This is a genomic window from Nonomuraea rhizosphaerae (assembly GCF_019396405.1).
Lineage (GTDB): Bacteria > Actinomycetota > Actinomycetes > Streptosporangiales > Streptosporangiaceae > Nonomuraea > Nonomuraea rhizosphaerae.
This window is the reverse complement of sequence record NZ_JAHKRL010000097.1, coordinates 1-9,772: the sequence shown is the minus strand read 5'-3', so window position 1 is coordinate 9,772 and position 9,772 is coordinate 1. Positions and strand designations below refer to the sequence as shown.

The 9,772-nt window shown below is 71.3% G+C and carries 10 protein-coding genes; 6 read left to right on the top strand and 4 right to left on the bottom strand.

Annotation, left to right across the window (positions count from 1 at the left end; all coding sequences use genetic code 11):
- The 4 genes from KME77_RS04705 to KME77_RS04690 form a co-directional block, all read right to left on the bottom strand.
- A partial coding sequence (locus tag KME77_RS04705; RefSeq protein WP_219462309.1) for a cyclodeaminase/cyclohydrolase family protein occupies nt 1-503 on the bottom strand: 503 nt, incomplete at its 3' end.
- 73 nt (nt 504-576) lie between these two features.
- Nucleotides 577-1,155: a TMEM165/GDT1 family protein gene (locus KME77_RS04700; protein ID WP_219462306.1), complete on the bottom strand. Its 579-nt coding sequence runs from the start codon at nt 1,153-1,155 to the stop codon at nt 577-579.
- A 51-nt stretch (nt 1,156-1,206) separates the two neighbouring features.
- Nucleotides 1,207-2,211, bottom strand: a complete 1,005-nt coding sequence (locus KME77_RS04695; protein WP_219462304.1) for a LacI family DNA-binding transcriptional regulator — start codon at nt 2,209-2,211, stop codon at nt 1,207-1,209.
- Nucleotides 2,208-3,569: a rhamnulokinase gene (locus KME77_RS04690; protein WP_308250552.1), complete on the bottom strand. Its 1,362-nt coding sequence runs from the start codon at nt 3,567-3,569 to the stop codon at nt 2,208-2,210. The genes KME77_RS04695 and KME77_RS04690 overlap by 4 nt, the downstream gene beginning before the upstream one ends.
- Nucleotides 3,570-3,700: 131 nt before the next feature.
- Between KME77_RS04690 and KME77_RS04685 the strand changes: the two genes are divergently transcribed.
- The 6 genes from KME77_RS04685 to rhaI form a co-directional block, all read left to right on the top strand.
- The gene (locus KME77_RS04685; protein ID WP_219462302.1) at nt 3,701-5,197 is read left to right on the top strand and encodes a sugar ABC transporter ATP-binding protein; all 1,497 of its coding nucleotides are present in this window, start codon (nt 3,701-3,703) and stop codon (nt 5,195-5,197) included.
- Between the two features lie 25 nt (nt 5,198-5,222).
- Entirely contained in the window at nt 5,223-6,254 is a 1,032-nt protein-coding gene (locus KME77_RS04680) for an ABC transporter permease (protein WP_219462301.1), read from the top strand.
- Entirely contained in the window at nt 6,247-7,233 is a 987-nt protein-coding gene (locus KME77_RS04675) for an ABC transporter permease (protein ID WP_219462298.1), read from the top strand. Before KME77_RS04680 ends, KME77_RS04675 begins: the two co-directional genes overlap by 8 nt.
- Nucleotides 7,230-8,303 carry a rhamnose ABC transporter substrate-binding protein gene (gene rhaS, locus KME77_RS04670; RefSeq protein ID WP_219462296.1) on the top strand — a complete coding sequence of 358 codons (1,074 nt, stop codon included), beginning with the start codon at nt 7,230-7,232 and terminating at the stop codon, nt 8,301-8,303. The genes KME77_RS04675 and rhaS overlap by 4 nt, the downstream gene beginning before the upstream one ends.
- Before the next feature lie 12 nt (nt 8,304-8,315).
- Nucleotides 8,316-8,627, top strand: coding sequence for an L-rhamnose mutarotase (locus KME77_RS04665; protein WP_219462294.1), 312 nt, complete (start codon nt 8,316-8,318; stop codon nt 8,625-8,627).
- Between the two features lie 12 nt (nt 8,628-8,639).
- The coding region (gene rhaI / locus KME77_RS04660) for an L-rhamnose isomerase (RefSeq protein ID WP_219462293.1) at nt 8,640-9,772 on the top strand (1,133 nt) is incomplete at its 3' end.

Here is a 9,772-nt window from a genome sequence, read left to right as displayed (position 1 = left end):
TCGTCCTTGAGGCCGCCCACGTTGACCTCGACGTTCACGCGGGCGGTCGTCAGCGCGGCCCGCCCCGCCTCCGAGGCGGCGGCCACGTCCGTGATCACGTTGGGGTTGCCGATCGGCAGCAGCAGCTCGCACAGCGCGACCAGTCTCTCAGCCGTCTCCGCGACCCGCGCGGGCGGCTCGGCCGCCCCGGCCAGGGCCACGGCGATGGCCTCGCTCCGCTCGGGCCCCTTGGGCAGCCGGTAGGCGTCCGTGACGGCGGTGAAGGCCGCCGCGTCCTCCTCGGCCAGCCGCAGCGCCCGCTCCCGCAGCGTGTCCGTCTCGGTGGTCACCTCGGCGACGGCGCCGGCGTGCTCGGCGTACTTGTCCCCGGTGGTGTACCGGGCGACCATGCCGAGCAGCGCGGCGGCCTGCGCCGCGTGCAGGGCCGCGGTCGCGCCGCCGCCGGGCGCGGGCACCCGGTCGGCGAGCAGGGCGAGGAAATCGACGATCTTCGAGTCGCGCATGCACGGCATTCTGCCAGGCCACGCGGGCCCGGCGCGGGCAGGTGCGCGGGCGGGCTCCGGAAATCCGCGGACGCTACTCGCGGTGCATCGGGCGGGTGGCGTCCCCGGGCCCCTGCGGCGGGTACTGCGGGCTCACCCGCCGCTCCTGCCGGTCCTGCTGGTAGTGCGAGGAGATGCCCTGGTCGCCCGCCCCGCCGTACGGGGGGACCACCCCGTACGCGGGCTGGGCCGCCACCGCGCGACCGGCCGGCCCCCGCCACCGCGACGGGAACGCCGACGCCCCCAGCATCAGCACCCCGAGCACCAGCAGGAAGCCCGAGTAGGTCAAGGTCAGGAACCCGTTCCCGATCTCCCCCCGGTACGCGGACTCGGGCAGCACGCGGAACCCCGTCGTCTCCAGGATCGGCAGCAGGCCGAACGCCGTGAACAGCAGCCCGCCGATGAGCGAGGCCAGCGGCGAGAGCCGGGAGCTGACCAGCAGAGCCAGCAGGACGCCCGCCGCGACGCAGATCAGCAGCCCCAGCCACGAGACCTGGAACTGGCGGATGCTGACGCTGACCAGCCAGACGCCGTAGGCCAGCGTGACGGCGATCAGCGGGGACAGGAGCAGCCCCGCGACCACCCCGAGCGCGTGACGGGCACCATTGCTCATGATCAACCCCGTTTGTTCGGTCAGGAAAAAACCTACCGTTCGGGGCACAACCTACCTCGTGGACTCCCGCACGACGAGATCCGGCTGGAACATGATCTGCTGGTGCGCGTGCGTGTCCGGGTTGTCGCACTCGTCCAGGAGCAGATCGGTGGCCACCCGGCCGAGCTGGTAGGTCGGCTGCCGGATCGAGGTCAGCGACACCGTCGAGGCCGAGGCGAAGTCGATGTCGTCGTACCCGATCAGCGAGACGTCGTGCGGCACCCGCACCCCCGCCTGAAGCAGGCCGCGCAGCATGCCGAGGGCGAGCAGGTCGTTGGCGCAGAACAGCGCGTCCGGCATCGACCCGTCGGCCAGCAGCTTCTCGGCCGCCTGCTGGCCCGCCTTGGCAGTCATCGCGGGCATCGCGACCTCGCGCAGCTCGCGCGGGTCGCGCCCGGCCGCGGCCATGGCCTGCTCGGCGCCGCGCCTGCGGTCCTGGCACTGCCTGATCGTGGCCGGGCCGGTCACGAACCCGAGGCTGCCCGCCCCGCCCTCCAGCAGGTGCGCGACGGCCATCGAGCCGCCCGTCACGTCGTTGACGGCGACCGCGCACTGGTCGGAGCGCTCGGCCGGATGGTCCACCAGGACCACGCAGATGCCGCGCGCCCGGAGCTGGTCGAGCCGCTGCGGGTCCTCGTCCGACGGCGTGATCAGCACCCCGCGCACCCGCTGCTCGGCGAAGACCAGCAGGTTGCGCTCCTCCTTCATCCGGCTGCCCGAGGAGTTGCCGAGGATGACGGCGTAGCCGCGCTCGCTGGCCACGTCCTCGACGCCGGCGGCCACGTCGGTGAAGAACGGGTTGCCGATGTCGATCACCGACAGCCCGACGGTGCGGCTGTGCCCGGCGCGCAGCGTGGAGGCCGAGCCGTGACGCACGAAGCCCAGCTCCCTGATCGCCGACTCCACCCTGGTCCGGGTCGAGTCGGCCACCTTCTCGGGCCGGTTGAGCACGTTGGACACCGTGCCGGGCGACACGCCCGCCCGCGCGGCGACGTCCTTGATGCTCACCGTGCTCATCGATTCCCCTGTGGTTCGTAGGTGCGCAGGCTCTCGCTCCGTCGTATCAGGTCCCGCATGCCGGCCAGGTCACCGACCAGGCCGCGCGCCCGCGCCTGGACCAGCGCGTTGCCCAGGGCGGCCGCCTCGACGGGCCCCGCGACGACCGGCAGGCCGGTGGCGTCGGAGGTGAACTGGCACAGCAGCGCGTTGCGCGATCCGCCGCCGACCAGGTGCACGACCTCGACGGGCCGCCCGCTCAGGCGCACGGCGTCGTCGACGGCTCGCCGGTAGGCGAGGGCGAGGCTCTGCAGGATGCATCGTACGGCCTGCGCGCGGTCGGCCGGAGCCGCCTGCCCGGTACGCGCGCAGTACTCGGCGATGCGCGCGGGCATGTCGCCGGGCGGCAGGAACGACGGGTCGTCCGGGTCGATGACGGTCTCGGTGCGCGCCTCGGCGGCGGCGGCCAGCAGGGGCTCCAGCGGCGGGTCACCCCACACGCGCACACACTCCTGGAGGATCCACAGGCCCATGACGTTGCGCAGGTAGCGGGTGGTGCCGTCGATCCCGGCCTCGTTGGTGAAGTTGGCCAGGCGGCTCTCCTCGGTGAGCACCGGCGCCGGCAGCTCGACGCCGACCAGCGACCAGGTGCCGCAGGAGATGTAGGCGAACCGGTCGCCGGTGGCCGGGACGCCGGCCACGGCCGAGGCGGTGTCGTGCGAGCCGACCTGCACCAGCGACGTCCGGTAGCCGATCTCGGCCGCCACGTCGGCGCGCAGCCGCGCCGCCCGGCCGTCGGAGATCTCGGGGAAGATCCGGGAGGGCAGGCCGAGCCGCCCGATGAGGTCCCACGCCCAGTCGCCCTTGGTGACGTCGTACAGGCCGGTCGTCGAGGCGTTGGTCCGCTCGGCGCCGATCTCCCCGGTCAGCCAGTACCCCAGCAGGTCGGGGATCAGCAGCATCGTCCCGGCCTCGTCCAGCCGGTCGCGGGTGAGCTGGTTGACCGTGTTGAAGCGCAGGAACTGCAGCCCGGTCACCTCGTACGGGTCGAGCCGCTCGGTGATGTGCTCGGTGCGGTCGTCGCGGTAGTGCACCGGGTTGCCCAGCAGCTTTCCGCGGCGGTCGAGCAGCCCGTAGTCGATGGCCCACGCGTCGATGCCGGCGGACTCGGCGGGCCCCGCCTTGCGCAGCCCGTCCAGCACGCCCTGGTACAGGGAGAGGATGTCCCAGTGCAGCGTCCCGGCCACCCGTACGGGCCGGTTGGGGAAGCGGTGCTCCTCCACCAGCCGCACGCGGGAGGCCGACACTTCGGCGCTCATCACGCGCCCGCTGGAGGCGCCGAGGTCCACGGCGGTGAAACGCGCAGGGGTAGATTGCACGCCTCGATTAAAACGTAACAATCACAAAGACGCCAGAAGGGTCGTGCAGGCATTGACGGCTGCTGGTCCAGCGCTTAGATTCCGGGGCTGTCGCGATTAAAACGTTTGTTGTTCGGCCAGGTGGAGGACGCATGAGTGATGCCCCAGCACTCGCGCTCTCGAACGTCAGCAAGTCGTTCGGAGCCGTCCGGGCGCTGCGCGACGTCTCGCTCGAACTGTTCGCCGGCGAGGCGCACGCCCTCGCGGGGGAGAACGGCGCGGGCAAGTCCACTCTCGTCAAGACGCTCGCCGGCGTCCACCGGCCCGACAGCGGCCAGGTGCTGCTCAACGGCGAGCCGGTCGTCTTCGCCGGCCCCGCCGACGCCCAGCAGGCCGGGGTGGCCGTCATCTACCAGGAGCCCACGCTCTTCCCCGACCTGTCCGTGGCCGAGAACATCTTCATGGGCCGCCAGCCCCGCCGCTCCCTGGGCCGCATCGACCGCAAGGCCATGCACGACGCGACGCGCGAGCTGTTCGGCCGGCTCGGCGTGGCCCTCGACCCCGAGCAGCCCTCGCGCGGCCTGTCCATCGCCGACCAGCAGCTCGTCGAGATCGCCAAGGCGATCTCCCGCGACGCCCGCGTCCTGGTCATGGACGAGCCGACGGCCGCGCTGTCCGGCAACGAGGTGGCCCGGCTGTTCTCGGTGGTCGAGGCGCTGCGCGAGCACGGGTGCGCGATCCTGTTCATCTCGCACCGGCTGGACGAGATCTTCGAGCTGTGCCAGCGGGTCACGACGCTGCGCGACGGCGAGTGGATCGCCAGCGAGCCCGTCTCCGGCCTCACCCACGACGACCTGGTGCGCCGCATGGTCGGCCGCGAGCTCGGCACCCTCTACCCCAAACAGGATGCCGAGGTCGGCGAGGTCGCGCTCCAGGTCGAGCGGCTGACCCGCGAGGGCGTCTTCACCGACGTCTCCTTCGAGGTGCGCAGGGGCGAGATCGTCGCCCTGGCCGGGCTGGTCGGCGCGGGACGCAGCGAGGTGGCCCGGGCGATCTTCGGCGTGGACCGGTGGGACGCGGGCGCCGTCTCGGTGGACGGCGTGCGGCTGCCCGCCGGCAGCCCCACCGCGGCCATGGGCGCCGGGCTGGCGCTGGTGCCGGAGGACCGCCGCCAGCAGGGCCTGGTCATGGAGCTGTCGATCGAGCGCAACATCGGCCTGACCGGGCTGCGCGACCTGCGCAAGGGTGTGACGATCTCCAGGAAGGCCGAGCGGGACCGGGCCAAGGACTGGGCGGTGCGGCTGCGGCTGAAGTTCGCCCGGCTCAGCGACGGGGTCGGCGTGCTGTCCGGCGGCAACCAGCAGAAGGTCGTGCTGGCCAAGTGGCTGGCCACCGGCCCGTCGGTGCTGATCGTGGACGAGCCCACCCGGGGCATCGACGTCGGCACCAAGGCCGAGGTGCACCGCCTGCTGTCGGAGCTGGCCGGGCAGGGCATCGCGGTGCTGATGATCTCCTCCGACCTGCCGGAGGTGCTGGGCATGGCCGACCGGGTGCTGGTCATGCACGAGGGCCGCCTGACGGCCGAGCTGTCCAGGGCCGAGGCCACCGAGGAGAGCGTGATGACCGCCGCCACAGGGAGGGCCGCATGACGCCCGAAGCCTTCAGGAGGGCCGCATGACCACCGCGACCGCTCCGCCCGAGCAGGTGTCGCCCGCCCGCAGCGCGCGCAACCTCGTCGACCTGGTCTTCCGCGCCCGCGAGCTGAGCCTGGTCATCGCCCTGGCCGTGCTCGTCGGCGTCACCGCGGGCGTCAACGGCAACTTCCTGTCCAGCCAGGGCGTCCAGGACATCCTGCTCAACACCTCCATCCTCGCCCTGCTGGCCGTCGGCCAGTCCATGGTGGTCATCACCCGCAACCTCGACCTGTCCGTCGGCTCCGTCGTCGGCCTGGTCGCCTTCGTCACCGGCGACTTCCTGGCGAGCGGCGGCGGCATCGTCCCCGCCGTCCTGCTGGGGATCGCGATCGGCGCCGGCTGCGGCCTGCTCAACGGCCTGCTGGTCAGCTTCTGCCGGGTCCCGGCCCTGGTGGTGACGCTCGGCACGCTCTACGTCATCCAGGGCGTGGACCACTACATCGCCCACGGCCGCCAGATCAACGCCGTCAACCTGCCGCCCGGCCTGCTGTCCCTGGGCAACGGCTCGGTGCTCGGCGTCCCGTACCTGCCGCTCATCACGCTGGTGATCATGCTGGCGATCGGCTACTACCTGCGCTCGTACGCCAGCGGCCGCGAGTACTACGCGATCGGCTCCAGCCCCGAGGCCGCGCGCCTGGCCGGCGTGCCCGTCAGGCGGCGGATCTTGACCGCCTACCTGGTCAGCGGCTGCCTGGCCGGCCTGGCCGGGGTGCTGTGGCTGGCCAGGTTCGGGACGGTCATCGCCGACTCCGCGCACGGCTGGGAGCTGCTGGTGGTCAGCGCCGTCGTCGTCGGCGGCGTCGCCATCACCGGCGGCGTCGGCAGCGTGTACGGGGCCGCGCTCGGCGCCCTGCTGCTGACCACGATCGGCAGCGCGCTGGTCGTGCTGCGGGTCAACTCCTTCTGGCAGCAGGCCATCACCGGGGCGCTGCTCCTGCTGGCCATCAGCGTCGACCGGGTGCTCGCCCTCAGGGTCGCCCGCCTGCTCAGGAACAGGAGCCGTCATGGCTAAGGTGCTGCGCTGGGACGTGATGGTCGGCGTGCTGCTGATCGTCGTGTTCGGCTACGGCTCGCTCACCTCGCCCAGCTTCGCCACCGCCGGGAACCTGTCGTTCGCGCTGAGCGACCTGGGCGAGATCGCGCTCATCGCGCTGGCCATGACCATGCTGGTGGTGGCCGCCGAGGTGGACCTGTCCGTGGCCTCCGTGCTGGGGCTGTCCAGCGCGCTGGTCGGCTCCCTGTGGGACGCCGGCCTGGCCATCGAGACGATCATCCCGATCGCGGTGCTGGCCGGGGCGTTGTGCGGGCTGGTCAACGGCCTGCTGGTGACCCGGCTCGGGCTGCCGTCGCTGGCCGTCACGATCGGCACGCTCGCCCTCTACCGCGGGCTGGCGTACGTGGTGCTCGGGGACCGGGCCGTCGCCCAGTTCCCGCCCCAGTTCGTCTCGCTGGCCGTGGACGACGTGCCCGGGACGCCGATCCCGTACCCGGTCGCGCTGTTCGTCCTGCTCGCCGCGATCGTCGGGGTGGTCCTGCACGCGACCGGCTTCGGCCGGTCGCTGTACGCCATCGGCGCGCAGGAGCAGGCCGCCTTCTTCGCCGGGATCCGGGTCAAGCGGATCAAGCTGCTGCTGTTCGTCGTCTCCGGCACCGTCGCCGCCTTCGCCGGGGTCGTCTTCACCCTCAGGTACGGCTCCGCCCGCGCCGACAACGGCCTCGGCATCGAGCTGGCCGTCATCGCCGCCGTGCTGCTCGGCGGCGTGGACTTCGACGGCGGCAAGGGCACGCTCGGCGGCGTCATCGCCGGCGTGCTGCTCATCGGACTGCTGCGCAACCTGCTCATGCTCGGCGACGTCTCGACCGAGATCCAGTCCATCGTCACCGGGCTCCTGCTCATCGTCTCGGTGCTCACCCCCCGCCTCGTCTCGCTGGCCAAGCCCGCAGCACTTCTCAGGGCGACCTCCAGGGCGAATCTGAAAGGATCACCATGACCCCGACGCGACTGACCGCCGTGACCGCGCTGCTCGCCCTCGGAGTGGCGGCCTGCGGCGGCACCACGAAGTCCTCCGTGACCTCGGCCCCGGCCCCCGCGCCCGCCTCCTCCTCGGCCGCGGCCAAGGCCGACCCGAACGCCCCCATCAAGCAGGGGCTCAAGATCGCCTTCCTGCCCAAGCAGATCAACAACCCGTACGAGACGATCGTCGACAACGCGGGCATCGAGGCGGCCAAGGAGTACGGCGGCGAGGCCAAGGAGGTCGGCCCGTCCGACGCCTCCGCCTCCTCCCAGATCTCCTACATCAACACCCTCACCCAGCAGGGCCACGACGCCATCCTCATCGCCGCCAACGACGCCAACGCCGTCTGCGGCCCGCTCCAGCAGGCCAGGGACAAGGGCATCAAGATCGTCTCCTACGACTCCGACGCCTCGCCCGAGTGCCGCGACCTGTTCATCAACCAGGCCAGCTCGGAGGAGGTCGGCCGCAGCCAGGTCAAGCTGCTGGCCGGGATGATCGGCAACAAGGGCGAGATCGCCATCCTGTCGGCCACCGCGAACGCCACGAACCAGAACACCTGGATCGAGTTCATGAAGGACGAGCTGGGCAAGCCCGAGTACAAGGACATGAAGCTGGTCAAGGTGGCCTACGGGGACGACGACGACCAGAAGTCGTTCACCCAGACGCAGGGCCTGCTGCAGGCCTACCCGAACCTGAAGGGCATCATCTCCCCGACCACGGTGGGCGTCTCGGCCGCCGCGCGCTACATCTCCGGCTCCAAGTACAAGGGCAAGGTCACGCTGACCGGGCTCGGGACGCCGAACCAGATGCGGCAGTTCGTCAAGGACAAGACGGTCGAGAAGTTCGCGCTGTGGAACCCGAAGGACCTCGGCTACCTGGCCTCCTACGCCGCCGCCGCGCTGGTGTCCGGGCAGATCACCGGCGCCGAGGGCGAGACGTTCAAGGCCGGCAAGCTCGGCGAGCGCACGATCGGCAAGCAGGGTGAGGTCATCCTCGGCCCGCCGTTCACCTTCGACGCCGCCAATATCGACCAGTTCGACTTCTGAGAGGAGAGCGGTGTGGAGCGGGTCTGCTTCCTGCTGCAGGTACGCCCCGAGCGCCTCGGCGAGTACCGGGAACGGCACAAGGCCGTCTGGCCGGACATGCTCGACGCGCTGAGCAAGGCGGGCTGGCGCAACTACTCCCTCTTCCTGCGGGACGACGGCCTGCTCGTGGGCTACCTGGAGACCGACGACTTCGAGGCGGCGCAGCGCGCCATGGCCGGGACCGACGTCAACACGCGCTGGCAGGCGGACATGGCGCCCTTCTTCGTGGCCGGCCGGCCCGACGAGGGGCTGCTCACCCTGGACGAAGTTTTCCACCTGGACTGAGATCGGGGAACGATGATCAAGGATCAGCTGCGTCAGCAGCGCATCGAGACGCCTTCGTGGGCGTACGGCAATTCCGGCACCCGGTTCAAGGTGTTCGCCCAGCAGGGCGTGCCCCGCGACCCCTACGAGAAGATGGCCGACGCGGCGCAGGTGCACCGCCACACCGGCGTCGCGCCGACCGTGGCGCTGCACATCCCGTGGGACAAGGTCGACGACTACGCCGATCTGGCACGGCACGCCACCGAGCACGGCGTCGGCATCGGCGCGATCAACTCCAACGTCTTCCAGGACGACGACTACAAGCTCGGCAGCGTCACCCACCCCGATCCGCAGGTGCGGCGCAAGGCCCTCCAGCACCTGCTCGACTGCGTGGACATCATGGACGCCACCGGCTCCGACACGCTCAAGCTGTGGTTCTCCGACGGCACCAACTACCCCGGCCAGGACGACATCAGGGCCCGCCAGGACCGCCTGGCCGAGGCGCTGTCGGCCGTCTACGAGCGCCTGGGGGAGGGGCAGCGGTTCCTGCTGGAGTACAAGCTGTTCGAGCCCGCCTTCTACATGACCGACCTGCCGGACTGGGGCACCGCGTACGCGCACTGCCTCAAGCTCGGCCCCAAGGCGCAGGTCGTGGTGGACACCGGCCACCACGCGCCGGGCACCAACATCGAGTTCATCGTGGCGTTCCTGCTGCGGGAGGGCAAGCTCGGCGGCTTCGACTTCAACTCCCGCTTCTACGCCGACGACGACCTCATGGTGGGCGCGGCCGACCCGTTCCAGCTCTTCCGGATCATGTGCGAGGTGATCGGCGGCGGCGGGTACACCCACGACATCGCGTTCATGCTCGACCAGTGCCACAACATCGAGCCGAAGATCCCCGGGCAGATCCGCTCGGTCATGAACGTGCAGGAGGCCACCGCCAAGGCGCTGCTGGTGGACCGGGAGGCGCTGTCGGCCGCCCAGCGGGCAGGGGACGTGCTGGGCGCCAACGCCGTCCTCATGGACGCCTACAACACCGACGTCCGCCCGCTGCTCGGTGAGCTGCGGGAGGAGATGGGGCTCGCGCCCGACCCGATGGCCGCCTACGCCAGGTCGGGGTACTTCGAGAAGATCGCCGCCGACCGCGTCGGGGGGAAACAGGCAGG